The 22,844-nt window shown below is 67.8% G+C and carries 24 protein-coding genes; 12 read left to right on the forward strand and 12 right to left on the reverse strand.

Annotation, left to right across the window (positions count from 1 at the left end; genetic code table 11):
• Positions 1–223 precede the first annotated feature (223 nt).
• Positions 224–964, reverse strand: coding sequence for a VOC family protein (locus ACFWF1_RS41120; RefSeq protein WP_379283846.1), 741 nt, complete (start codon positions 962–964; stop codon positions 224–226).
• Positions 965–1,114: 150 nt separating this feature from the next.
• On the opposite strand from ACFWF1_RS41120, the gene ACFWF1_RS41125 reads away from it, so the two are divergent.
• Positions 1,115–2,398: an MFS transporter gene (locus ACFWF1_RS41125; RefSeq protein ID WP_379283847.1), complete on the forward strand. Its 1,284-nt coding sequence runs from the start codon at positions 1,115–1,117 to the stop codon at positions 2,396–2,398.
• Here the strand turns inward: ACFWF1_RS41125 and ACFWF1_RS41130 are convergent, their stop codons facing one another.
• Positions 2,399–2,818, reverse strand: a complete 420-nt coding sequence (locus ACFWF1_RS41130; RefSeq protein WP_379283848.1) for a DUF3099 domain-containing protein — start codon at positions 2,816–2,818, stop codon at positions 2,399–2,401.
• Between the two features lie 96 nt (positions 2,819–2,914).
• Between ACFWF1_RS41130 and ACFWF1_RS41135 the strand changes: the two genes are divergently transcribed.
• Positions 2,915–3,160: a DUF3039 domain-containing protein gene (locus ACFWF1_RS41135; RefSeq protein ID WP_379283925.1), complete on the forward strand. Its 246-nt coding sequence runs from the start codon at positions 2,915–2,917 to the stop codon at positions 3,158–3,160.
• Here ACFWF1_RS41135 and ACFWF1_RS41140 read toward each other — a convergent pair.
• On the reverse strand, positions 3,133–4,302 hold the full coding sequence (locus ACFWF1_RS41140) for a YhjD/YihY/BrkB family envelope integrity protein (protein WP_379283849.1): 1,170 nt from the start codon (positions 4,300–4,302) through the stop codon (positions 3,133–3,135). The two genes, ACFWF1_RS41135 and ACFWF1_RS41140, sit on opposite strands and share 28 nt — an antisense overlap.
• A gap of 281 nt (positions 4,303–4,583) precedes the next feature.
• Between ACFWF1_RS41140 and ACFWF1_RS41145 the strand changes: the two genes are divergently transcribed.
• On the forward strand, positions 4,584–6,272 hold the full coding sequence (locus tag ACFWF1_RS41145; RefSeq protein WP_379283927.1) for a DEAD/DEAH box helicase: 1,689 nt from the start codon (positions 4,584–4,586) through the stop codon (positions 6,270–6,272).
• 313 nt (positions 6,273–6,585) lie between these two features.
• Here the strand turns inward: ACFWF1_RS41145 and ACFWF1_RS41150 are convergent, their stop codons facing one another.
• Positions 6,586–7,194 (reverse strand): TetR/AcrR family transcriptional regulator, encoded by a 609-nt coding sequence (locus ACFWF1_RS41150; RefSeq protein ID WP_379283850.1) that lies wholly within the window; start codon positions 7,192–7,194, stop codon positions 6,586–6,588.
• Positions 7,195–7,299: 105 nt separating this feature from the next.
• Here ACFWF1_RS41150 and ACFWF1_RS41155 point away from each other — a divergent pair, with 105 nt between their 5' ends.
• Positions 7,300–8,040 (forward strand): SDR family NAD(P)-dependent oxidoreductase, encoded by a 741-nt coding sequence (locus ACFWF1_RS41155; RefSeq protein ID WP_379283851.1) that lies wholly within the window; start codon positions 7,300–7,302, stop codon positions 8,038–8,040.
• A gap of 414 nt (positions 8,041–8,454) precedes the next feature.
• Here the strand turns inward: ACFWF1_RS41155 and ACFWF1_RS41160 are convergent, their stop codons facing one another.
• On the reverse strand, positions 8,455–9,222 hold the full coding sequence (locus ACFWF1_RS41160) for an AraC family transcriptional regulator (protein WP_379283852.1): 768 nt from the start codon (positions 9,220–9,222) through the stop codon (positions 8,455–8,457).
• Between the two features lie 55 nt (positions 9,223–9,277).
• On the opposite strand from ACFWF1_RS41160, the gene ACFWF1_RS41165 reads away from it, so the two are divergent.
• Entirely contained in the window at positions 9,278–9,847 is a 570-nt protein-coding gene (locus ACFWF1_RS41165) for a class I SAM-dependent methyltransferase (RefSeq protein ID WP_379283853.1), read from the forward strand.
• Positions 9,848–10,090: 243 nt separating this feature from the next.
• On the opposite strand, the gene ACFWF1_RS41170 is transcribed toward ACFWF1_RS41165, so the two are convergent.
• Together ACFWF1_RS41170 and ACFWF1_RS41175 are read right to left on the reverse strand one after the other, a co-directional pair.
• Entirely contained in the window at positions 10,091–10,648 is a 558-nt protein-coding gene (locus ACFWF1_RS41170; protein ID WP_379283855.1) for a hypothetical protein, read from the reverse strand.
• On the reverse strand, positions 10,648–12,384 hold the full coding sequence (locus ACFWF1_RS41175) for a DEAD/DEAH box helicase (RefSeq protein WP_379283929.1): 1,737 nt from the start codon (positions 12,382–12,384) through the stop codon (positions 10,648–10,650). The genes ACFWF1_RS41170 and ACFWF1_RS41175 overlap by 1 nt, the downstream gene beginning before the upstream one ends.
• A gap of 118 nt (positions 12,385–12,502) precedes the next feature.
• On the opposite strand from ACFWF1_RS41175, the gene ACFWF1_RS41180 reads away from it, so the two are divergent.
• The gene (locus ACFWF1_RS41180) at positions 12,503–13,300 is read left to right on the forward strand and encodes a TetR/AcrR family transcriptional regulator C-terminal domain-containing protein (RefSeq protein ID WP_379283856.1); all 798 of its coding nucleotides are present in this window, start codon (positions 12,503–12,505) and stop codon (positions 13,298–13,300) included.
• A gap of 47 nt (positions 13,301–13,347) precedes the next feature.
• Here the strand turns inward: ACFWF1_RS41180 and ACFWF1_RS41185 are convergent, their stop codons facing one another.
• On the reverse strand, positions 13,348–13,542 hold the full coding sequence (locus ACFWF1_RS41185) for a hypothetical protein (RefSeq protein ID WP_150405918.1): 195 nt from the start codon (positions 13,540–13,542) through the stop codon (positions 13,348–13,350).
• Positions 13,543–13,854: 312 nt separating this feature from the next.
• On the opposite strand from ACFWF1_RS41185, the gene ACFWF1_RS41190 reads away from it, so the two are divergent.
• Entirely contained in the window at positions 13,855–14,175 is a 321-nt protein-coding gene (locus tag ACFWF1_RS41190) for a DUF952 domain-containing protein (RefSeq protein ID WP_379283857.1), read from the forward strand.
• 1 nt (position 14,176) lies between these two features.
• Here the strand turns inward: ACFWF1_RS41190 and ACFWF1_RS41195 are convergent, their stop codons facing one another.
• Positions 14,177–14,824: a response regulator gene (locus tag ACFWF1_RS41195; RefSeq protein ID WP_379283858.1), complete on the reverse strand. Its 648-nt coding sequence runs from the start codon at positions 14,822–14,824 to the stop codon at positions 14,177–14,179.
• Positions 14,821–16,014, reverse strand: a complete 1,194-nt coding sequence (locus tag ACFWF1_RS41200) for a sensor histidine kinase (RefSeq protein WP_379283859.1) — start codon at positions 16,012–16,014, stop codon at positions 14,821–14,823. Before ACFWF1_RS41200 ends, ACFWF1_RS41195 begins: the two co-directional genes overlap by 4 nt.
• Before the next feature lie 93 nt (positions 16,015–16,107).
• On the opposite strand from ACFWF1_RS41200, the gene ACFWF1_RS41205 reads away from it, so the two are divergent.
• On the forward strand, positions 16,108–16,590 hold the full coding sequence (locus tag ACFWF1_RS41205; protein ID WP_379283861.1) for a cation:proton antiporter regulatory subunit: 483 nt from the start codon (positions 16,108–16,110) through the stop codon (positions 16,588–16,590).
• Positions 16,591–16,595: 5 nt separating this feature from the next.
• The gene (locus ACFWF1_RS41210; RefSeq protein WP_379283862.1) at positions 16,596–17,780 is read left to right on the forward strand and encodes a cation:proton antiporter; all 1,185 of its coding nucleotides are present in this window, start codon (positions 16,596–16,598) and stop codon (positions 17,778–17,780) included.
• Between the two features lie 3 nt (positions 17,781–17,783).
• Here ACFWF1_RS41210 and ACFWF1_RS41215 read toward each other — a convergent pair whose 3' ends face one another.
• Both ACFWF1_RS41215 and ACFWF1_RS41220 read right to left on the reverse strand, forming a co-directional pair.
• Complete coding sequence (locus ACFWF1_RS41215; RefSeq protein ID WP_379283863.1) at positions 17,784–18,602, reverse strand: rhomboid-like protein; 819 nt, start codon at positions 18,600–18,602, stop codon at positions 17,784–17,786.
• Positions 18,603–18,651: 49 nt separating this feature from the next.
• Positions 18,652–18,879 carry a hypothetical protein gene (locus tag ACFWF1_RS41220; protein ID WP_379283864.1) on the reverse strand — a complete coding sequence of 76 codons (228 nt, stop codon included), beginning with the start codon at positions 18,877–18,879 and terminating at the stop codon, positions 18,652–18,654.
• 247 nt (positions 18,880–19,126) lie between these two features.
• On the opposite strand from ACFWF1_RS41220, the gene eat reads away from it, so the two are divergent.
• The 3 genes from eat to eutC are packed head-to-tail and all read left to right on the forward strand — an operon-like array spanning position 19,127 to position 22,838.
• Positions 19,127–20,548: an ethanolamine permease gene (gene eat, locus ACFWF1_RS41225; protein WP_379283866.1), complete on the forward strand. Its 1,422-nt coding sequence runs from the start codon at positions 19,127–19,129 to the stop codon at positions 20,546–20,548.
• Positions 20,545–21,954: an ethanolamine ammonia-lyase subunit EutB gene (locus ACFWF1_RS41230; RefSeq protein WP_379283867.1), complete on the forward strand. Its 1,410-nt coding sequence runs from the start codon at positions 20,545–20,547 to the stop codon at positions 21,952–21,954. The genes eat and ACFWF1_RS41230 overlap by 4 nt, the downstream gene beginning before the upstream one ends.
• On the forward strand, positions 21,954–22,838 hold the full coding sequence (eutC, locus tag ACFWF1_RS41235; RefSeq protein ID WP_379283869.1) for an ethanolamine ammonia-lyase subunit EutC: 885 nt from the start codon (positions 21,954–21,956) through the stop codon (positions 22,836–22,838). Before ACFWF1_RS41230 ends, eutC begins: the two co-directional genes overlap by 1 nt.
• Positions 22,839–22,844 lie beyond the last annotated feature (6 nt).

The following is a 22,844-nucleotide window of genomic DNA, read 5'->3' on the forward strand; positions in this document are numbered from 1 at the left end:
GGGTACCCGACCTGCTCTTCCGCGGCTTGTGATGGGCAACGCTTGTGTTCCAGCGTGAGGACTGGCTGTGGTCCGGTTGAAAGATGCTGGGGAAAGCGCGGCGAGTCGCGTGGGCGCTGGCGTCATCGAGTCGAGCAGAGTCGAATGGTTGTTGGCGTGATTGAGCAGAGTCATATGGTTGCTGGTGAAGATCTTTCAGCGACCATATGACTCGACTCGATGATTAGCCGGTGTTTGGGTTGCGGGCGGTGATGCAGTAGATGGCGTCTGCTGGGTCGGTCATTACGGTCCAGCTTTCGTGGCGGTCTATCACTGTGGCGCCTAGGGTTTCGTGCCACAGCGTGGTGGCTTCGATGTTCGAGGAGGACAAATCGACGTGGGCGCTGGTGGGGCGGTCTTCGTTTAGGCGCTGGAGGAGTAGTTGGATGGGGCGGGGTTCGTTGGGGCGGAGGTGGGCGAATTCGGGGCGCCTGCCTTGGTGGAAGTTCCAGCCGGTCAGTGACTTCCAGAAGTCGGTCTCGGTCTCGTGGTCGGTGCGGCCGATGTCGAGGCAGACTTGGTCGAGGCGGCTGAGGGTGCCGTCGGGGGCGGTCATGGCGGGGGCGGGGGTGCTGGTGGCGCGGCCGCTCGGGGTGAGGCAGAAGGTTTGGCCGCCGGGGGAGCGTAGGACCGCGTAGTTGGGATGGTTTGCGACCAGGTCGGCGCCGAGGTCGAGTGCGGTGCGCACGGCGGTGGGGATGTGGTCGACGTCGAGGTCGAGATGGACGCCGCCGAGGCCGGTGACCGCCTGCATCTTCACCCCGGCCGCGGCGAAGAGCGCGGGATCGGGGAGCAGCGTGAGGAATTCGTCGTGTTCGCCACGGCGTGCGGAGAGTTCGGTGCCGGTGACCGTGGACCAGAACTTCGCGCAGTCGTCGAATCGCTGTGCGGGGCGGTCCAGGAAGGCCCAGATCCACCTGATCATGTTCACTCCTGTCTTGTACCCCGAGACACCCTAGGGAAAGCCACGCGCGGTGTCGAGCGGATTGGCGTGTCGCCCGCGCTGGCACGATCTTGGTGCTTTGTGGCATTCCGGCCACTCGTTGGGTGGGTGGATTTCCGGCACGCTCAGCGGGTGACCGAACTGCAGACGCCGACCGTCCCGCCGCACGACACCGTCAGCAGGCGCGGTCCGCATCCCGCGTGGATCGTCGCGGGCGTCGGATTCATCGCCTTGCTGGGTGCCGCCGCGTTCCGTTCGGTGCCGAGTGTGCTGATGGATCCGCTGCACGAGGAGTTCGGCTGGTCACACGGCACGATCGGATCGGCGGTTTCGCTGAATCTGCTGTTGTACGGGCTGATTTCGCCGTTCGCGGCCGCCTTGATGGACCGGTTCGGTATCCGCAAGGTGGTGTCGGGTGCGCTGCTGCTCGTCGCGGCGGGTGCCGGGCTGACGGTGTTCATGACTCAGCCGTGGCATCTGATGCTCACCTGGGGCCTGCTGGTCGGCGTCGGCGTGGGGTCGATGTCGATGCCGTTCGTGGCGACCATCACCGGTCGCTGGTTCGTGCGGCAGCGCGGACTGGTCACCGGGGTGCTGACCGCGGCGGGTGCGACCGGTCAGTTGGTGTTCCTGCCGCTGATCTCCATGCTGGCGCACGAGCACGGCTGGCGGCTGCCGTCGCTGATCGTCGCCGGGACGGCACTGGCTGTTGTCCCGTTGGTGCTGTTGTTCATTCGCGATTTCCCGAGTGATGTCGGTGTGACCGCGTATGGCGCGGAGCCGGGCAGCGTGGTCGGTGTCCGGACATCCGCGACGGTCGGCGCCTCGCGCGCCATCACGGTGCTGGTCAAGATCGCACGCACGCCCGGATTCTGGCTGCTGGCAGGCGGTTTCGCGGTCTGCGGTGCGTCGACCAACGGTCTGGTCGGCACTCACTTCGTCAGCGCCGCGCACGACCACGGTATGCCGCCGACCGCCGCGGCGAGCCTGCTCGCGACGGTCGGCATCTTCGACGTGGCGGGCACCATCGCGTCCGGCTGGCTGACCGACCGCATCGACCCGCGCTATCTGCTGATCGGCTATTACGTACTGCGCGGCTTGTCGCTGCTGATCCTGCCGTCGCTGCTCGGCCCGCACACCCAGCCGAGTCTGTGGGTGTTCATCATCTTCTACGGCCTCGACTGGGTCGCGACCGTCCCACCGACCGTCGTGCTCTGCCGCGAACTCTTCGGCAACGACGGCCCGGTCGCGTTCGGCTGGGTCTTCGCCTCGCACCAGATCGGTGCCGCCGTCGCCGCCACCGGCGCGGGCGTCATCCGCGACGTGCAGGGCAGCTACAACCTGGCCTGGTACTTGGCCGGCGGCCTGTGCGCGACCGCAGCGGTCATGTCCGCCGTCATCCGCCGCAAGGCCTGATCAGCCGTCGATGGACTTGTGCGACCGCGCCTCGATGGCGGTGCGGCGCTCATCCCAGCGGCTCGGCTCGTCCTTGCGACGCGGCGGCCGGTCGTTGGCGATGAGGACGGCGATCCATGGGAGCGGGATCGAGACCGCGATGATGAGGATCGCCAGCAACGCACTGTTGAAGGTGCTGTAGGCGATCGCGGCCAGCACCAGGCACGGGATGCGGAACGCCATGATGATGGTGTACCGGCGGACCCGGGAGCGATGCTGATCTTCCAGCGAGGGCTGGGCCTCGGTGATCAGGACCGGATGCTTGTCGTCGGTGCCGGGGAAGTATCCGGCCGAGCCAGTGGAAGCTGGCGGCATCGTCACGTCCGGGCGCTCACCACGGCCGATGTCGTCGGCGTTGGGAGAGTCGCCGTGCTGCTGCATATCTCTGAGTCTTCCACTGTCGGCGCACCAGCGCACACAGCGTGGTCAGGCGGACACCGGACCGTGATCAGTCATCCCATCGTGGAATGCGGCATCATGGAATGCGTGAGCACCGACACCATGGTTCGCCCCGATTCGACCACCGACGAGTCGACGAGCGACGACACCCCCAAAGTCTTCCACTACGTCAAGAAGGACCGGATCGCGGAGAGCGCCGTCATGGGCACCCATGTCGTCGCGCTGTGCGGTGAGGTCTTTCCGGTGACGAGGTCGGCCAAGCCCGGTTCGCCGGTCTGCCCGGACTGCAAGAAGGTCTACGACGGGCTGAAAAAGGGCGACTGAGGTTGCTGGGGCGTCTGCGAGGACGCCGCATGCGGCTGATCGGGTGCGTCGACAGGTGACGGCGGAGGCTTCTCCGCCGTCTCGCTGCTTTCTGTCTCCGGATCGTCCTCGTCGGACGAATCCCCGGTCAGCTGGTTGGTGATCCACTCCTTCACCTGTTCCATCCGGGTCGCGCGGGCAGGCCAGAACTCCTGCACGGCGGCGTTGAATTCCGCGCCGAGGATCACCGCGAACCCGAGGAAATACGTGAACAGCAGAAACGCGATCGGCGTGGCCAGCGCGCCATAACTGACGCCGGTCTTGGTCACCCACGCCAGATACCGCCGCAGCACCTCGCTGGCCGCGATGAAGAACACCGCCGCGACCAAGGCCCCGCCGAACAGCCGATGCCAAGGCAGCGACGTGTGCAGCGCCAGCTTGTACAGCGTGGTCAGCACGATGATCAGCAGCAACCCGACGCCGGGGTAGTAGAAGAAGTCCAGCAGCTGCAGTCCGGTGACCCGCCACGGTTCGGGCAGTACCCGGCCGATCAGTGTGGGCCCGAGCGCCACCAGCGGCAGGATGAACACCGAGGCCACCAGGAACGCCACGTACAGCAGCAACGCGAAGATGCGCTGCCACACCGGATGCCGCAGGTCCTGCTGATCGTGTGCCTCGACGATCGAGTCGACGAACGTCGCCATCGCCGACGACCCGGCCCACAGCGACAGCACGAAACCCACCGAAACGACCGCGCCGCGGCCCTTTCCCAGGACGTCCTTGACGGTGGGTTCGATCAGATCCGTCACCACGCTGGCGCTGAACAGATCCCGGCTGAACGAAATGATCTTGGATTCCACGATCTGCACGGTGTCCGGCCCGAACCAGGTGCCGACATACCCGAGGCTGCCGAGCACGCCGAGCAGCAGCGGCGCCAGCGACAGCGTCTGCCAGAACGCGGCGGCCGCGGACTTGGCGAAGATCGAGTCGTCCCACGCCTTCACCACCACTCGCACCACGAGCTTGCTGGTGTTTCGGCGGGCGCGGCGCAACCGGATGGTCACCCGCTGACCGAAGGTGAGCTGACGCGCGGCGATGCCACCGCTGAGCGACGGTATGTCGGTTCGCAGCGGATCGCTCGGCACGGCGTTTTCGTCGGTCATCGTGCCTACAGCATCGCGCACCGGGCGTTCCCGCACCGGACTCCGGGGAAGACGTGTCGTCGGGCAATCGGTGAACTTCGGCGTGTCGGTAGTTGAACATGTGATGCCTGTCGCCGATGCCGCGTCGGTTTAGCAACACGCCGTGCCGGGCCAGTAGGGTCGAGTGCGTGACTGGGTCGGGTGGCGCCGCTGTGGCGGGAAAAGCGGAGACACCGGGCGATTCGGTAAGACCCGACGCGTCGGGGACGCCGAACAGCTCCGGTACATCGGGCAGCGGATCGCTGCGTGCCTGGCAGCGCCGGGCCTTGACCAAGTACCTGGCGTCCAAGCCACGCGACTTCCTCGCGGTGGCGACGCCGGGCGCCGGCAAGACCACGTTCGCGCTGCGGGTGGCCGCCGAACTGCTCGCCGATCGGACTGTTGACCAGATCACGGTCGTCGCGCCGACCGAACACCTCAAGCACCAGTGGGCGCATTCCGCGGCCCGGTCCGGGATCCAGCTGGATTCGCGGTTCTCCAACGCGACCGGCGGCACGTCCGGCGACTATCACGGTGTCGTCGTCACCTATGCCCAGGTCGCGTCGCATCCGTCCCGGCATCGGGTGCGCACCGAAAACCGCAGGACCCTGGTGATTCTCGACGAGATCCACCACGCGGGCGATGCGAAGAGCTGGGGTGAGGCGACGGCCGAGGCATTCGGCGATGCGACCCGCCGGCTCGCGCTCACCGGAACCCCGTTCCGCAGCGACGACAGTCAGATCCCGTTCATCACCTACGAGCCCGACGAGTCGGGCTTCCCGCGCTCGCGCGCCGACCACGCCTACGGGTACTCCGAGGCCCTCGCCGACGGCGTGGTCCGGCCCGTGGTGTTCCTCGCTTACTCCGGCGAGGCGCATTGGCGCGACAGCGCGGGCGACGAGCACACTGCGCGTCTCGGCGAGCCGCTCAATCCCGAACAGACCGCCCGCGCCTGGCGCACCGCGCTGGACCCGGCGGGCGACTGGATCTCGGCCGTGCTGCGCGCCGCGGACATGCGGTTGCGCCAGTTGCGCAGCACGGGCATGCCCGACGCGGGCGGCCTGGTGATCGCCACCGACCAGGACCGGGCCCGCGACTACGCCGAACTGCTGGAACACATTTCGGGCACCAAGCCCGCGCTGGTGTTGTCCGACGAACCGACCTCCTCGGATCGGATCGAGCAGTTCGGCGCGAGCACCGAACCGTGGATGGTCGCGGTGCGCATGGTGTCCGAGGGGGTCGACGTGCCGCGCCTCGCGGTCGGCGTGTACGCGACCAGCGCCTCGACGCCGCTGTACTTCGCGCAGGCCATCGGCCGGTTCGTGCGTGCGCGCAAGCCCGGCGAGACCGCGAGCGTGTTCCTACCCTCGGTGCCGGTGCTGCTGGACCTGGCCGCGCAGCTGGAGTTGCAGCGCGACCACGTGATCGGCAAGCCGCACCGGGAGAAGGACGGGCTCGACGACGAGCTGCTGATCGACGCGAACAAGCAGCAGGACGAGCCGGGTGAGGAGGAGAAGTCCTTCGTCGCGCTGGCCGCCGACGCCGAGCTCGATCAGGTGATCTACGACGGATCCTCCTTCGGCACCGCCACTTTCGCGGGCAGCGACGAGGAGGCGGACTATCTCGGCATCCCAGGTCTGCTCGACGCCGACCAGATGCGCGCGCTGCTGCGCGAACGGCAGACCAAACAGATCGCCGACCGCGGGGAATCCGCCAACGCGCCCGAGCCGGGGCCGCAGGTCGCGAGCGCGGCCGAAAGGGTCGCCACCGCTGACCGATTGGGTGAGTTGCGGCGTGAACTCAACAGCCTGGTCGCCATGCACCACCATCGAACCAACAAGCCGCACGGCGTGATCCACGGTGAGTTGCGCCGCGAATGTGGCGGTCCACCAACAGCATTGGCCTCTGCTGATCAACTGGTTGAGCGGATCGCAGCGCTGCGCCGGATGTAGGTCAGGTCGCTGGCCAGGCCTCCATCGCGCAGTCGATCGATTGCGTCAGGTCGGCCAGTGAAGCACCGTCGCGGGCCTGTATCGACAACCCGTACGGCATCGTCGTGTAGAAGTGGGCCAGTTCAGAGGTGTTCCGTTGCCGCGGGCGCTGCGGGTCGCGAATCATCCGTCGTCTGAACGTGGCGCGCGGCCAATCGGCAGCGGAGCTAACCGGCTGATTGCTCAGATGTCGTGTGTCTGCGATGGCAGCCAATTAGTGTGGCGCACAACGCAACACGCTGCCGACCCCGTGAACTGCTGGCTGACCGGCCGTTCAGGCAGGAGTGGCTGCTGCTGGCCAGGCCCCCATCGCGCAGTCGATCGATTGCGTCAAGTCCGCCAGCGAAGCCCCGTCGCGGGCCTGTATCGACAACCCGTACAGCACCGTGGTGTAGAAGTGGGCCAGTCCATGGGTGTTGGTGGCTGCGGGCAGATCGCCTTCCGTGATACCGCGATCCAGCCGTTGGCGGATGTTTTCGGTTGTCTCCCTGCGTTTTTCGACCAGGAAATCGCGGATGCTCGCGCTGCGCGTGGTGTAGGTCGAGCCTGCCAGCACGACCATGCAGCCGTGTGGTTTGTCCTCGACGGTGTAGGCGATCGCGTTGTCCCGCAACATCGCATCGATCGCGGCGCGCGCCGTCGGCTCCTCCCGTAACGCCCGCGCGGTGTATCCGCCGTCGGTTTGCCCGTACAGCCCGATGGCCTCCCGGAACAGCGCCTCTTTGCCGCCGAACGCCGCGTAGAGGCTGGGGGAGTTGATGCCCATCGCGGTGGTGAGGTCGGTCATCGAGGAGCCTTCGTAGCCGTGCTCCCAGAACACCTCCATGGCGCGGCGCAGCGCGTCGGTGCGATCGAAGGCGCGTGGTCGTCCGCGTTCGGCCATGGTCGATCCTTTCTGTGTCGATCGTTAAATATACCCCTTGACGGCGTGCGCGCCATGCGCTTAGCTATTTATGTATTGATCGACACAGAATTTGGAGGAGGACCGATGTCGGATCTCACGGGCAAGGTGGCACTGGTGACCGGCGGCAGCCGAGGGATCGGCGCGGCGATCGCCAGGAAGCTGGCGGCCGACGGCGCGGAGGTGGCGATCACCTATCAGAGCGCCGATGTGCAGGCGAAATCCGTTGTCGCGGAGATCGAATCGCTCGGTCGCCGGGCGGTGGCGATCCAGGCGGACAGCGCCGACGCCGGTGACGTGGTGCGCTCGGTGAACCAGGCCGCGACTGAGCTCGGTCGGCTGGACATCCTCGTGAACAATGCGGGTATCTTCCCCGCCAAGCCGTTCGAAGACTTCACCCTCGACGAGATCGACCGCGCGCTGAACATCCACGCTCGGGCCGCGTTCGTCGGCGCGCAGGCCGCGGTCGCGCACATGACCGACGGTGGTCGCATCATCAGCGTCGGCACCAACCTGTCCGAGCACGCCCCCTTCGCCGGCCTCTCGCTCTACAACCTGAGCAAGTCGGCCCTGAACGGATTCACCAAGGCCCTCGCCCGCGAACTCGGCCCGCGCGCGATCACCGTGAACCTGCTACAGCCGGGATCCACTGTGACAGACATGAATCCGGTCGATGGCGGCCACTACGACACCCAGGTCGAGCTGACCGCTCTCGGCCACTTCGCGAAGCCCGACGACATGGCCGCGATGGTCGCGTTCCTCGCGGGCGAGACGGGCCGCAGCGTCACCGGCTCGATCTTCACGGTCGACGGCGGCAGCAACGCGTAGGTTCTCGCGCCGCGTATTCGGAGCGGTCACAGAGGGGGCGTTGTCCAATGGAGCGTCGCCGCGACCACCTCTGCCGTGGAAAGTGACGATTCCTCCACGGTGCGACGTAACCGGCCGGGCAGGAGTTGCCTGGCACGATCGGCGATGCGGCGACGTGGGCGTTGGGTGACGCAGCCGACGTGGCCTGCGATGCGGGTGATCGCAGGCTGCGGGCCAGTAGGGACAGGGGGACGGGCAATGGTCTGGAAGGGCGGACTAGGCAGCGATGTATCTGCCCGGCGAGACGGCTACCTCGCGGCGGAGTGCGGCGACGTAGGCGCTGGGGTGGCGTACTCGACTCGCCCTGCGATGCGGGTGATCGCAGGCTGCGGGCCAGTAGCGGCCGGGGGGCAGGCAATGGTCCGAATAGGCGGACTAGCCAGCGAAGTATCTGCCCGGCGAGACGCCGACGGCGCGGCGGAATGCGGCGACGTAGGCGCTGGGGGTGGCGTAGCCGACGCGGCCTGCGATGCGGGCGATCGGGAGGCCGCCCGCTAGCAGTGGTAGTGATGCGGTGAGGCGGATCTGAGTTCGCCACTGGCCGAAGCTGATTCCGGTTTCCGCGATGAAGAGGCGGGCGAGGGTGCGGGGGCTGGTGGCTACGGCGGTGGCGAATTCGGTGAGGGTGCGGTTGTCGGCGGGATCGGCGGTCAGGGCGTCGGCGACCTGCTTGGCGCGCGGGTCGGTGGGGGAGTGGGCGCCGATGGGGATCACGTCGACGGGTTCGATCAGGTCGAAGACGACGGACTCGGCGCGTTCCCGGCGCTCGCGGGTGGTGCCCGGGGCGCCGAGATGGTCGAACAGTTCGTGCAGCAGCCGGGTGACGCGCATCATCGTCGGCGCGGTGAAGGTGACGGGGCAGCGTTCGGGTTCGACGTAGATGCCGCGCATGTCGGCGCCGTCGGCGGTGCCGGTGCGATGTGGGAGGCCGCTGGGAATCCACAGGGCTCGAGTCGGCGGCAGTACCCAGCGGTTGTCGCCGACTTCGACGGCGATGACTCCTCTTGCGGCCCAGGCGATCTGGTGCAGTGGATGCTCGTGGGTGTCGAACCAGTACCTGGCCGGCAGCACCCCGGCGCCGAGCACCATCGCGGTGGATCCGGGTGGGTCGGGCTGGATGGACGGATGGCCGTTTCGCGACACAATATGTCACCGTAGCTCGTCGCGGTCACGGCTGTCCGCTCCTAGCGTCATGAGTATGGCGATGAACCTCTTCCACCGATTCTGCTGTCGCTCGTCGATGTGGGAACGGACCAGCGCGACGAAGATCGTGCCGTGGGCGCTGACCGGCCTCGACCTCGGCCGCTCCGCCCTCGAGATCGGCCCCGGCTATGGCGCGAATGTGCGCGCGTTGCTCGACCGCGCCGGCACCCTCACCGGCGTCGAGATCGACCCGGACCTGGCCGCGCGGCTGCGCACCAGGCACGGGTCGGTGATGATGGTGGTGGAGGGCGACGGTACCGAGATGCCTTTTCCGGTAAAGAAATTCGACTCGGTGGTCTGCTTCACCATGCTGCATCACGTGCCGACACCCGTTCAGCAGGACGCGCTGTTCGCCGAAGCGCTACGCGTCCTACGCCCCGGCGGCGTCTTCGCGGGCAGCGACGGCCTCGACAGCCGCCTCTTCCGCCTGATGCACCTCGGCGACACCTGCGTCCCCGTCCCCCCAGAAACCGCCGCCACCCGCCTGACCCGCATAGGATTCACCGACGTCCACATCGAAACCGGCACAACAAGCTTCCGCTTCCAAGCCCGTCGCCCCGCCTGACGCCACATCCACCCGTACGCCGCACACAGCGTGTTGCCCCTGTGGGATCGAGTCGAGTCAAATGGTCGTTGCCGAAGATCAAGTAGGGGCCATTTGACTCGACTCGATTCTCCGAAAGCCCCTGTCGCGCAACGGCAGCTGTCTGACGGCGCTGGAACGGGACAATGTGCAACGAACTTGGGTTCCGAAGGTATCGATACGTCACCACAGTCGACTGGGGTATGCACGCTCTGTGGGCCTCGGTCAGGCGGGGGTCGCGGCCTCGAAGTAGGTGCCGGGGGCGAAGGTGTTGATGGGTACCCACCGGGGCACTTCCACGGGCGTGGGTGAATCGTCTTGTGCGGCTTGGAAATACCCCTGCACTTCCAAGGCGAGGCGCGGGTTTTCGTCTACCCGGCTCGCCATGTCGTAGAACGCGGCCAGCACATGCAGGCATCGCGCCGTGCGTGCCTTGCACGAGCAATCGGTTCCGGCGAGTACCGGCGCGATGCTGAGCTCGGCGGCAAGAACCGCCCGGTGCATGTCGTCGGTGAGAACCGTAGTGTCCGGGAGGATCTCGCCGATCGCGGTGATCGCAGCCCGGGGCAACGGCGTCACTTCCAGGTGGATCACCGAGGCCTCGCTGCCGCGATGAATGGTGGCGCGCACGATGCGACCGTCGATGGTGGCCTTGACCCCATGGTTGCGTGCGATGGAGCGAGCGCGGGGCAGCAGCGGCTCGGGCCGGGTTTGGCGGAGTGGTTCGGCGAGCCGAACCCAGTCTCTGCCCCACTGGGTGTAGCCGAATTCATTGTCCGCCATCAGTTCTCCCTCTTGCGGCGCAGGATCTCGACGAGTTGGTCGTCGTCGAGGCGGGCGAGTGCGGCGATGCCCGCCGAGTCGCCGAGGTCCGAGAGCGCGGACTTGCGGTCGTGCATGCGCGCGATGTGCTCTTCGACGGAGGTGGTCGAGGTGAGCGTGGTGACGGTGACCGTGCGGGTCTGGCCGATGCGGTGTGCCCGATCGGAGGCCTGCGCCTCGACCGCCGGGTTCCACCAGCGGTCGAAGTGGATGACGTCCGCGGCGCGGGTCAGGGTGAGGCCGGTGCCCGCGGCGCGCAGGCTCAGGACGAGCACGGGCGGCCCGTCCTCGGCCTGGAAGCCGGTCACGATGGCGGCCCGCTCGGCCTGGTTCAGTCCGCCGTGGAAGAACGGCGTCGTGATCCCGAACTGCTCGGCCAGGTGCCGGACCAGCAGCTCACCGGTTTGCCGGTACTGGGTGAAAATCAGGGTGGGCGCGTTCATTTCGAGATTGTTGGCCAGGATGTCGGTGCACAGGTCGAGCTTGCCGGAGCGGCCGGCGAGCTCGGTGAGCTCGCCGGTGATCAGTCCAGGATGGTTGCAGACCTGCTTGAGCGCGGTGAGCGCCGCGAGGACCCGGCTCTGGCGGTCGATGCCGGTGCCGAATCCGTCGTCGATGGCGCGGACGAGCAGCTTGTCGTAGAGCTCTTCCTGCTCGTCGGTGAGGTCGCACAGCAGGTCGGTGTGGATCTTGGCCGGCAGCGACGCGGCGACCTGCGCCTTCTTCCTGGTGAGCACGACGGGTTCGATGGCGTCCTGCAGTCGCGCCGCCGCGGCCGCGGAACCCTCCTGGATCGGCCGGACGAACCGCCGCCGGAACTGCGTTTTGTGCCCGAACAGCTTGGGCGTCACCAGGTTCAGCAGCGCCCACAGCTCCTCGAGATGGTTCTCCACCGGTGTACCGGTGAGTGCCACGCGCACCTCGGCGTCGAGCGCCCGCGCGGCCTTGGACAGCTGCGTGCCCGGATTCTTCAGCGCCTGCGCCTCGTCGAAAACCGCCGTCGCCCAGCGCCGCTCGTCCAGGTGCTGCCTGTGTATCCGCACCGTGGGATATCCGGCGACGACGACAGTCCCTGCGCCCGCGTCGATTTCACCGCCGCGCCACACCACCACGCGCAGTCCCGGCGCGAACCGATCGATCTCGTGCGCCCAGTTGCCCACCAGCGAGGTCGGGCAGACCACGAGCTGCGGTCCAGCGGCAGCCCGCCCGAGCAGAAAACCGATGGTCTGCACGGTCTTTCCGAGGCCCATCTCGTCGGCCAGCACGGCCCCTCCGTGCGCCGCGGTGGTTTCCCGCAGCCAACTGACCCCGCGCACCTGATACGGCCGCAGATCGGCTTTCAGGCCCGATCGCAATTCCGTTGTCACGGCTTGGGTCTCGCGCAGCACCCGGATCGCGCGGGCGGCGGACACGATCGAGGTGCCCGCCGCATTGGGGACCGCATGCGCCGCGATCGGCAGTGGATCCTCGGGGGATTCGTCACGCAGCGTCGTCCGCCACACTTGCACGGACGCCCCCGCGTCGGCGAGCTCGAGCGCGCCGAAGGTCGCGGGATCGATCAACGCGCAATCGACTTCGCCGATCTCGATCGCCCCGTCGAACCCGGTCGGCACGGCAAGGGTGAGCGTCTCCCGATCACCGAGCGCGGCCGGTGCCGACCCGGTGTGCTGCCCGGTCCAGGTCCATAACGCGAACATGTGACGGTCGGGCAGGTAAGTGGCCTGTGTGCTGGGCAGAGCGAACCCCTCCATCGGCGTATGGTGTACGAAGTATCTGAATAACGTACAGAGTACCGAGTTTGTTCCGAGGAGTCCCTTGCCCGACGAATCCGCCGCCGAGCAGGCCAAACAGCTGGTGAGCCTGCTGTGGCGGCACGAGCTTCCGCCGCGGTCGGGCGGGCGCGGGCCGAAGCCGGCGGTCAGTGTGGACGCGGTGGTCGACGCCGCGGTGGCGCTCGCCGATCGGGACGGCTACGCGAAGGTGTCCATTCGGTCGGTGGCCGCCGAACTGGGCCTGCGTCCGATGAGCCTCTACACCTACGTCCCGAGCAAGGACGCGCTGACCGTGCTGATGGTCGACGCGGTGGCCGACGAAGATACGCCGATCCCCTCGACCTTGCCCGCGCGCGAGCGGATGGCCGCCATTGCCCGCCAGACGCGCGCTGAGCTGATCGCCCATCCGTGGCTGCTGGAAGTGTCGCCGTGGCGCCAGGTGATCGGCCCCGGCCGGATGCGCCGCTACGAACGGCAGCTGGCCGCCATCGACGGCATCGGCCTGTCGGAGGTGGAGCTGGATCGGGTGATCGCCGTTTTGTCGGAATTCGCCACTGGCAACGCGCGTGTCGCGGTCGGGGCGCAGCGCGACACGCAGGACATGACCGACGCGCAGTGGTGGGAGGTGTACGGCCCCTTGCTCGCTCAGGCCATGCCGTCCAGTCTGTTTCCGCTGTCGTCCCGGGTCGGCAAGGCGGTCGGCGAGCTGTATCAAGCCCCGGCGGACCCGGACGGCGCCTTCGACTACGGCCTGGCCCGGCTGCTGGACGGAATCCTCCAGGACCGGAAAACCCCTGAACACACCAACAGCGGGCGATCCGAGGATCGCCCGCTGCGGTAAACGGTTTTCTGTTGTCGGATGCTGTTATCTCAGGACGCGAGGAGTGGTCAGATTGCGGGAGCGGATTCCGTGTCGATCACGGCTTCCAGCTCACGCAGTCGATCCATGTGTTCGTTCGCGTGGTGCTGGCAGAAGAGCAACTCTCCACCTGCGGGCAGAACGGCACGCACTCGTGCTGCCGCCCCGCAGCGGTCGCAACGATCGACCGCGGTCAGTGGGGTGCTAGTCAGGGTTCCTGGCATGACTCCTCCGTCCTGGCTCCCGGTTTCACAGACCGTTCGCCTGGTGTGGGGCCCGTGGTCACTCCGCGGGCTCGCAACCGCTACTTCCCAGCAGTGGTATGACTACTCTGTCAGACGTTCGGGACGGGGGCTTTGTTCCCGTGAGTGATTCTGTGTGTTTTCGATAACACGACCAGGGATTTCGCTACTGGCGAACATCCCAGGTCACGCTACGAACTACGTTTGGTCACCACCTCGAACAGGCCGATCCAGTTGTCTACCGGGAGATTACCCGTGACCCATGACACTCACACGCTTGTTCACATATGCACTTTGGGCGAGTGGCTTTCCGCCCGGCAAACGGGCGAGTACCGCGCGCCGTCGCTGGACGAGGTGGGGTTCATCCATCTGTCCGCGCCGCAACAGGCCCACCTGCCCGCGAATCGCCTCTTCGCCGGGCGCCGCGACCTGGTGCTGCTCCGCCTCGATCCGGCCCGGCTCGGCGCGCCGGTGAAGTGGGAGCCCGGCGTGCCGACCGATCCCGAATCGATGCTGTTCCCGCACCTGTACGGGCCGCTGCCGACGGGCGCGGTGATCGCGGTCGAGGAGTTCCAGCCCGGTCCGGATGGCGTGTTCGCGCCACTGGCCAAATGAGCTATCGGTCGCGGACCTCGCGCGCCACGATGGCCGCCTGAACCCGCGACCGCACACCGAGTTTCGTCAACACCCGGGACACGTGCGTCTTCACGGTGGTCTCGCCGATGAACAGGCGACCGGCGATCTGCGCGTTGGACAGCCCGTCGCCGAGGCAGTCGAGCACCTCGCGTTCGCGCTCGGTGAGGTCGCCGAAGCCGCTCGGTTCCGGTTCGGCCGCATCGGTATCCGTCGCGGCGAACGCGGTGATCACGGCCCGGGTCACCTCCGGGGCGAGCACGCCGTCGCCCGCCGCCACCGTGCGCACGGCGTCGATCAGCGACTGGCCCGACGCCGACTTCAGCACGAAGCCCGACGCGCCGGCCCGCAAGGTCCGGAAGACGTACTCGTCCAGATCGAACGTCGTCAGGATCAGCACCTTGGCCAGCCCGTCGGCGGTGACCCGCTCGGTCGCGGTGATCCCGTCGACGCCGGGCATCCGCACGTCCATCAGGACCACGTGCGGCCGCAGCGCCTTGGCCTGCGCGACCGCGACATCGCCGTCGGCCGCCTCGCCGACCACCTCGATGTCGTCCTCGGCGTCCAGGATCATCCGCAGTCCGGCGCGGATCGCGGCATGGTCGTCGGCGATCAGTACCCGGATCGTCATGACGCGCTCGCGGCGGTGAGCGGCAGGTGGGCGAGCACTTCCCAGCGGCCGGAATCCGGTCCGGCGGTGAAGTTTCCGCCGAGCGCGGCGGTGCGTTCGCGCATGTTGATCAGGCCGCGGTGCGGGTCGCCGTTCTCGGTGCGTCGCACGGCGGCCGCCGCCATCGGGTTGCGCACCAGGACCCGTAGCTCTCCGTCCCGCGCGCCGACCTCGATCTCGACCTCTTGTCCCGGTGCGTGTTTCATGGCGTTGGTCAATGCCTCCTGAACGATGCGGTACGCGGCCTGATCGACCGCGCTGGGAAGTTCGGTCCCGTCGAGGGTTTCGCGCACCCGCACGCTGATCCCGGCCGCGCGTGCGGCATCGACCAGGATGGGCAGCTGCGCCAGCCTGCGCGGCGCGGCCACCTCGTCGGTGCCGCCGTCGCTGCGTAGCAGCCCGATCATGGTGCGCATCTCCTGCAGCGCACTGACGCTGTTGGTCCGGATCGACCGCATGATCCCGGTGACCGCGGGGTCGATCTCCTTGCGGCTCATCACGCCCAGCGCGGCCTCGGACTGGATCGCGATGGCCGACAGGTGCCCGGCGATCACGTCGTGCAGATCGCGCGCCATGGTGGTGCGCTCGTCGGCGATGGCCGCGCGCCGGTCCAGCTCGGCGACCAGGGTGAGCGCCTGAGCGCGGGCGCGTTCGGCACCGGCGATCTCCTTGTGTGTGCGTACCGAATTCGCCCACCACAGCGGCGTGGCGATGAACGCGAACACGACGACCAGCGCGATCGAGACCGCCCGCAGATCGCCGGTGCGGACCAGCGTCAGGATCACCACCAGCCCCGAGAACACCGACCAGACCGCCATCGTGATCCGCGAGGCCCGCTGCGCCGAATACAGCACGGCCGCGTAGATCAGGTCGCCGTACAGAATCCACACCGGCACCGACGGACCGAGCCGCATGTCCACCAGCAGCGGCACCAGCCCGACGATCATGGCCAGCACCGGCATTCGACGACGGCACATCGTCAGCAGACACAGCGGCGCGAATACGGCGAGGCGCGTTGTCAGCGGCACGTCCACCCCGCGCTCGACCAGGGCGTACAGGCTCGCGGCGTAGAGCACGGTCCCGGCGGCGAACGAGAGCACCGCGCCCAGCGCGTCGCGCGCGGTACCGGGGACCTCCGACCACTGCCTCACCCCACTATCTCAGCACAGCTCTGACCAGGCGCCGTCCGCCGAAGTGATGACCGCGCGGTCGAGTGAATCGGACATCGGGCTAACCTGGACCCCGTGAATGTCGACGTGACTGCCCTACCCGGGATTGGAGTCCGGAAAGACTTCGAGGTGCGTTCCGGCCGCCGGATCGGCGTGGTCGCGCATCGCGACGGCGATATCGACCTCATCGTCTCCAAGATGGACGATCCCGACGCCTGCGCCGCGCAGATCCCGCTGAGCGTCGACGAGGCGGCGGTGCTCGCCAACCTGCTCGGCGCGCCGCAGCTGGTCGCGAAGCTGAACGACGAACACAGCGACCTGCCCGGCATCACCACCCGGCAGCTGCCCATCGCCGACGAATCGCCCTACAGCGGACGCACACTCGGCGAGACCGCGATGCGCACCCGCACCAAGGTGTCCATCGTCGCGGTCATGCGGGCCGGCCAGCTACACCCGTCACCCGGCCCTGACTTCACCTTCACCTCAGGCGATGTGCTCGTCGTCGTCGGTACCCCGGACGGCTTGGACGCCGCCGCGAAGATCCTCACGCACGGCTGAGATCAGTGACGGAAACCGCGCTCGCCTTGATCGAGCTCGGAGCGATTTTGTTTGCCCTCGGCACGTTCGGGCGGTTGGCCGGTCGCTTCGGGATGTCTCCCATTCCGCTCTACCTGATCGGCGGCCTCGCCTTCGGCAAGGGCGGCTTCATCGAACTCAGCGCCGCCAACGAATTCGGCCACATAGCAGGCGAAATCGGTGTCGTGCTGCTGTTGCTGCTGCTCGGCCTGGAGTACACGGCGCCGGAATTGATGACCGGCCTGCGCCGGTCCTGGGCAGCCGGCCTGGTCGACATCGTGGCGAACGCGACGCCCGGTGTGATCGTGGCGTTGATCCTGGGCTGGGGCGCGGTCGGCGCGGTCACCATGGGCGGTGTCACCTACATCTCGTCCTCGGGCATCGTCGCGAAGGTGCTCAACGACCTCGGGCGGCTCGGTAACCGGGAGACACCGGTGATCCTGTCGATCCTGGTGTTCGAGGATCTGGCGATGGCGGTGTATCTGCCGATCCTCACCACCATCCTGGCCGGGCTGAGCTTCGCCAGCGGCGCGAAGTCCCTGGCGGTCGCGCTCACCGCGATTACGGTGGTGCTGGTGGTCGCGCTACGTTATGGGCGATACGTTTCGGCCATCGTGGACAGCTCGGACAACGAGGTGTTCCTGCTGAAGCTGCTCGGTGCGGCGCTGCTGGTGGCCGGTGTCGCCTCGGCGTTGAACGTGTCCGCTGCGGTCGGGGCGTTCCTGCTCGGCATCGCCATCTCCGGCTCGACCGCGCACGAGGCCGCGAAACTGCTGGAACCGCTGCGTGATCTGTTCGCGGCGATCTTCTTCGTGGCGTTCGGGCTCACCACCGACCCGCAGGCCATTCCGCCGGTGCTCGGCTGGGCGGTGGCGCTGGCGGTGGTCACCACGCTGACCAAGATCGCCACCGGCTGGTGGGCGGCGAGCAGGCAGGGCATCCGGCCGATGGGCCGGGCGCGGGCGGGCGCGGCACTGGTCGCGCGCGGCGAATTCTCCATCGTCATCGCCGGATTGGCGGTGACCATGGGCGGGGTCGACGGACAACTGGCCGCGCTGGCGTCGGCCTATGTGCTGCTGATGGCGATCGTCGGTCCCATCGCCGCGCGCGTCGTCGAGCCTGCGGTCGGACTGGTGCAGCGCCGCATGAAGCCCGCCGTCGTCAGTCCGTGACAGTCACCCGCTGGCAGTAGGGGTCGCCGCGGAATCCGCCACACCCACCGTTGTAGGCGCAGGCTCGTCCAGTTCGCGTGCCGCGCGGCGCGTCGTCGCTCGATCGATCCAGCGCCACACGGTGCTCGCCACGATCGCGATCAGGAAGCCGATCACCATCGCACAGAGATGGCCGTAGTCGGTGAACGACGGCCCGCTGTATGCCGCCGCGACCAGCACCACGATGAGCGTGACGGCCCAGATCAGTCGTGTCGAGCCGCGGAAGCGGAACGCCATCGCGGCGAGCACCGCGGTGAAGCCGTAACTGGTTCCGACGTCGGTGGCATGCGCCACCTTGAACGGGATGATGCCGTGGTCGATGGCGTGCGAGATCCCGGTGACCGTGAGCAGGGTCGCGCCGATATGCCCGGCGGCGAACAACAGGATCCAGCGGCTGGTACCGAGCCAGCGTTCGGCGGCGGCCATCACGATCAGGAAGCTGCCGATGGTGGTCCACGGGAAGCCGCCGTCGGTCCAGAACGCGGACGCGACCAGCACCTGAACCGGATTGTGCCGCATGTTGATCAGATTGGTGGACGCGGACAGGATCAGTCGATGTTCGGTCGAGTCACCGAGGCCACGCAGCGTCCACCAGGTGACGAACAGGGTGAAGGCGTAGGCGGTGCTGGCCGGTGCGGCCGACAGATGCGCTCGAATCGCCGGGAGCACCCGACGCCAGAGCCGCGGGCGGCGTAACCACGCCCATGCCGCCCGCAGTTCCGTGACCAGATCGACCGTCTGGGTCCAGGGTGTCTCGAGCCTGCTCGAGGTAGAGGCAACCACCTACCCAGTCTGCCGTGTCCGGGCCGGGAAGCACCGACCGGCTCGCCTGTCACCCGACGTCGGTGATCCGGCAGCCCGGTCCGTAGGGACCTTCGCCGAGCTTCGTGAGAGCGTCGGTGACGGCTTCCTCGGCAGAGTTGCCGTATCCCACGGCGCTGCCCTTGCCCTTGCATTCCACCGTGGCGTGCCAGGTGTCGGCCTGCGCGGCGGGGACGGCCAGGCCGACGAACGCGGCGGTCAGGATGCCGATTTTCAGTACCTGCGTGAGTGTTTTCATGAAGCCCCTCCTGAGTAGATCTCCAGCGTTCTGCGAAATCCGCACGGGAGCAAGGGGTTTGCTGTCGGTTGGCAGACAGCTTGGCAGTCGCCGTCGACGAGTAACGGAAACCGGGCGCGGCCTGCTGTGTTCCGGGTCACCCGAGCCGGCACCGCGTCCGTAACCTCGCTTCACACCCGGGCAACAAACACTCCCAAGAATTGGTCCACCGACCAATCGGTATGTGGACGAGGAGTGCGTAGCGCCTATGACGATCGAGGACGTGAAGGTGACCGATACCGCCGGTGCGGATTATCTGGCCAAGCGGACGTTGCGCTCGGGCTCGGCCGGGTGGGTGCTGCTCGCCGGGCTCGGCGTCAGCTACGTGATCTCCGGTGACTACGCGGGCTGGAACAGCGGCATCGCCCAGGGCGGCTTCGGTGGCCTGCTCATCGCGACCGTGCTGATCGCGGGAATGTATCTGGCGATGGTCCTCGGCATGGCCGAGTTGTCGGCGGCGTTGCCCGCGGCGGGCGGCGGCTACACCTTCGCCAGGCGGGCACTCGGGCCGTGGGGCGGATTCGCCACGGGCACAGCGGTATTGCTCGAATACGCGATCGCGCCCGCGGCCATCGCCACGTTCATCGGCGGGTATGTCGAATCGTTGCACCTGTTCGGCATCACCGACGGCTGGTGGGTGTATCTCGCGGTGTACGCGTTGTTCATCGGAGTGCATCTGACCGGGGCGGGGGAGGCGCTCAAGGCGATGTTCGTGATCACGGCGATCGCGCTGGTGGGGCTCGCGGTGTTCGCCGTCTCGGCGTGGGGATTGTTCGAGGTGGGCAATCTCACCGACATCCCGGCGGACCCGAATGCTGTTGGTAGCTCGTCGTTCCTGCCGTTCGGCGTGTTCGGGATCTGGGCGGCGGTGCCGTTCGCGATCTGGTTCTTCCTGGCCGTGGAGGGTGTGCCGCTGGCCGCCGAGGAGGCGCGGGAGCCGGAGAAGAACGTGCCGAAGGGGATCATCAGCGCGATGCTCGTGCTGATCGTCACCGGTGCCGCCGTGCTGTTCCTGGCCACCGGAGCGCTTGGTGCGCAAGCCATTTCGACGTCGGGCAATCCGCTGGTCGAGGCGCTCGGTGACAGCGGTGCCGCGAAACTGGTCAACTACATCGGCCTGGCCGGTCTGGTCGCCAGTTTCTTCTCCATCGTTTATGCCTACTCCCGGCAGACTTTCGCGCTCTCGCGGGCGGGTTATCTGCCGACGAGCCTGTCGGTGACCAATGCGCGCAAAGCGCCGGTGCTGGCGCTGATCGTGCCCGGCGTAATCGGTTTCGCGTTGTCGCTGACCGGCAAGGGCGCGATGCTGCTGAACATGGCGGTGTTCGGCGCGGCGCTCAGCTACGTGCTGATGATGGTGAGCCACATCGTGCTTCGGGTTCGCGAACCGAACATGCCGCGCCCGTACCGCACGCCCGGCGGCATCGCGACCACCGCGTTCGCGCTCGTGATCGCCTGTGCCGCGGTGATTGCCACGTTCCTGGTCGATCCGGTGGCGGCGACCTGGGCACTCGTCGCGTTCTGCGCGTTCATGGCCTACTTCGGCCTGTACAGCAGGCATCGGCTGGTGGCCAACTCCCCAGACGAGGAATTCGCGCTGCTGGCCAAGGCCGAGGAGGAGCTGGAATGACCCGCTACACACAGCGACTCGGCGGTACCGCCTACACCTTCGACGGCCTGGTCGAGTTGCTCGCCAAGGCCACCCCGCTGCGCAGCGGCGACGAATTGGCAGGCTGCGCGGCGCATTCGGACGCCGAACGGGCCGCCGCGCAGTGGGCGCTGGCGGAGGTGCCGCTGACCCGGTTCCTGGACGAGCCGGTGGTGCCGTACGAGACCGACGAGGTCACCCGGCTGATCATCGATACTCACGATCGCGCTGCGTTCCAACCGATTTCGCAGCTCACCGTCGGCGGTCTGCGGGACTGGTTACTGGCTGTCGCGGCCGGGGCGGGTGCCGCGGCGATCCTGCGCGCGGTATCACCCGGCCTCACGCCGGAGATGGTGGCCGCGGTCAGCAAGATCATGCGCAATCAGGATCTGATCGCGGTCGCCCGTGCCGCCGTGGTCACCGCCGGCTTCCGCACCACCGTCGGCCTGCCCGGCACGCTGGCCACCCGGTTGCAACCGAACCACCCCACCGACGACCCGCGCGGCATCGCCGCCGCCACGCTGGACGGGCTGCTGCTCGGCTGCGGCGACGCGGTGATCGGGATCAACCCGGCGACCGATTCGCCCCAGGCGACCGCGGACCTGCTGAGCCTGCTGGACGAGGTGCGGGTCCGCTTCGACATCCCCACGCAATCCTGCGTCCTCTCGCACGTGACCACCACCATCGGTTTGATCGAGGCGGGCGCGCCGGTCGACCTGGTGTTCCAGTCGGTCGCGGGCACCGAGGGCGCCAATGCCGGTTTCGGCGTGAACATTTCGCTGTTGCGCGAGGGCAACGAGGCGGGCCGGTCGCTGCGTCGCGGCACCGTCGGCGACAACGTCATGTACCTGGAAACCGGCCAGGGCTCGGCGCTGTCGGCGGGTGCGCACCTGGGCACCGGCGGCAAGCCGGTCGACCAGCAGACCCTGGAGACCCGCGCCTACGCGGTGGCCCGCGACCTGGACCCGCTGCTGGTCAACACCGTCGTCGGCTTCATCGGCCCGGAATACCTCTACGACGGGAAACAGATCATCCGCGCCGGTTTGGAGGACCATTTCTGCGGCAAGCTGCTCGGCCTGCCGATGGGTGTGGACGTCTGCTACACCAACCACGCCGAAGCCGACCAGGACGACATGGACACGCTGCTGACGCTGGTGGGTGCGGCGGGCTGTGCCTTCGTCATCGCCGTGCCCGGCGCGGACGATGTCATGCTCGGCTATCAGAGCCTCAGCTTCCACGACGCCCTGTATGCCCGACGCGTCCTGAATCTGCGTCCGGCACCGGAATTCGAGGCGTGGCTGTCCGGACTCGGCATGATCGATGCGGCAGGCCGGGTGCTCCCGGTGGAGCCTCTCGCCTCGCCGCTACGCGCGTTGGCGGGTGCCTGATGAAACGCAGGCTGAAAGTTGTTGCGCCGCTGGGAGAAACAACCGGCGGGGCGCGGACCGACACCGAGCCGACCACCTCGCGATCGGAAAGCGCTGCGGCGCACCTTTTCTGGCAGGATCTCCGGCGCAGCACCCAGTCCAGGATCGGTCTGGGTCGCACCGGTGACGCACTGCCCACCGCGCGGGTGCTGGAATTCCGCGCGGCGCATTCGGCGGCCCGCGACGCGGTGCACCTGCCGTTGGACGTGGCCGCCTTGGGGGAGCGGGTCGCCGAGCTCGGCGTCGGCGAACCCGTGCACGTACGCAGCCGAGCAAGCGACCGCGCGGAGTACCTTCGCCGACCTGACCTCGGCCGATTGCCCGCCGAATCTCCCGATCCCACAGGCAGGTCCGATTTGTCCGATGTTCCGCGCAGCGCCGCCGACATCGGCTTCGTCCTCGCCGACGGACTGTCCCCGCGCGCACTCACCGACCACGGCCCCGCGACCCTGGCCGCGCTGATCGAAGAACTCACCCCGCACTATTCGATCGCCGCCCCGGTAATCGCCACCCAGGCCCGGGTCGCCCTCGGCGACCACATCGCCGAGGCGATGGGCGTAGCGACAGTAGTGGTGCTGATCGGCGAGCGCCCCGGCCTCTCGGTGGCCGACAGCCTCGGCATCTACCTGACCCATTTACCCCACCCAGGCCGCACGGACGCGGACCGCAACTGCATCTCCAACATTCACCCGCCGGAAGGCCTCGGCTATCGGCAGGCGGCAAAGGTGGTCGCGGGCTTGGTCTCCGGCGCACGCGTCCTCGGCCGCTCCGGTGTCGACCTCAAGGACACCTCACGCGCCGGCGCGCTGGCTTCCGGCGAGATCATCGCCCTCACCAGCGACTGACCTGAG

Source organism: Nocardia sp. NPDC060255, assembly GCF_042727395.1.
In the GTDB taxonomy this organism is placed as follows: domain Bacteria; phylum Actinomycetota; class Actinomycetes; order Mycobacteriales; family Mycobacteriaceae; genus Nocardia.

What these genes read in the sequence shown, in the direction of transcription:
- eat (WP_379283866.1), top strand. Translation starts at nt 19,127, where the DNA reads ATGACGATCGAGGACGTGAAGGTGACCGATACCGCCGGTGCGGATTAT.
- ACFWF1_RS41185 (WP_150405918.1), bottom strand. Translation starts at nt 13,542, where the DNA reads ATGCCAGGAACCCTGACTAGCACCCCACTGACCGCGGTCGATCGTTGC.
- ACFWF1_RS41170 (WP_379283855.1), bottom strand. Translation starts at nt 10,648, where the DNA reads ATGGCGGACAATGAATTCGGCTACACCCAGTGGGGCAGAGACTGGGTT.
- ACFWF1_RS41155 (WP_379283851.1), top strand. Translation starts at nt 7,300, where the DNA reads ATGTCGGATCTCACGGGCAAGGTGGCACTGGTGACCGGCGGCAGCCGA.
- ACFWF1_RS41140 (WP_379283849.1), bottom strand. Translation starts at nt 4,302, where the DNA reads ATGACCGACGAAAACGCCGTGCCGAGCGATCCGCTGCGAACCGACATA.
- ACFWF1_RS41220 (WP_379283864.1), bottom strand. Translation starts at nt 18,879, where the DNA reads ATGAAAACACTCACGCAGGTACTGAAAATCGGCATCCTGACCGCCGCG.
- eutC (WP_379283869.1), top strand. Translation starts at nt 21,954, where the DNA reads ATGAAACGCAGGCTGAAAGTTGTTGCGCCGCTGGGAGAAACAACCGGC.
- ACFWF1_RS41230 (WP_379283867.1), top strand. Translation starts at nt 20,545, where the DNA reads ATGACCCGCTACACACAGCGACTCGGCGGTACCGCCTACACCTTCGAC.
- ACFWF1_RS41150 (WP_379283850.1), bottom strand. Translation starts at nt 7,194, where the DNA reads ATGGCCGAACGCGGACGACCACGCGCCTTCGATCGCACCGACGCGCTG.
- ACFWF1_RS41130 (WP_379283848.1), bottom strand. Translation starts at nt 2,818, where the DNA reads ATGCAGCAGCACGGCGACTCTCCCAACGCCGACGACATCGGCCGTGGT.
- ACFWF1_RS41135 (WP_379283925.1), top strand. Translation starts at nt 2,915, where the DNA reads ATGGAATGCGTGAGCACCGACACCATGGTTCGCCCCGATTCGACCACC.
- ACFWF1_RS41175 (WP_379283929.1), bottom strand. Translation starts at nt 12,384, where the DNA reads ATGTTCGCGTTATGGACCTGGACCGGGCAGCACACCGGGTCGGCACCG.
- ACFWF1_RS41120 (WP_379283846.1), bottom strand. Translation starts at nt 964, where the DNA reads ATGATCAGGTGGATCTGGGCCTTCCTGGACCGCCCCGCACAGCGATTC.
- ACFWF1_RS41195 (WP_379283858.1), bottom strand. Translation starts at nt 14,824, where the DNA reads ATGACGATCCGGGTACTGATCGCCGACGACCATGCCGCGATCCGCGCC.
- ACFWF1_RS41165 (WP_379283853.1), top strand. Translation starts at nt 9,278, where the DNA reads ATGGCGATGAACCTCTTCCACCGATTCTGCTGTCGCTCGTCGATGTGG.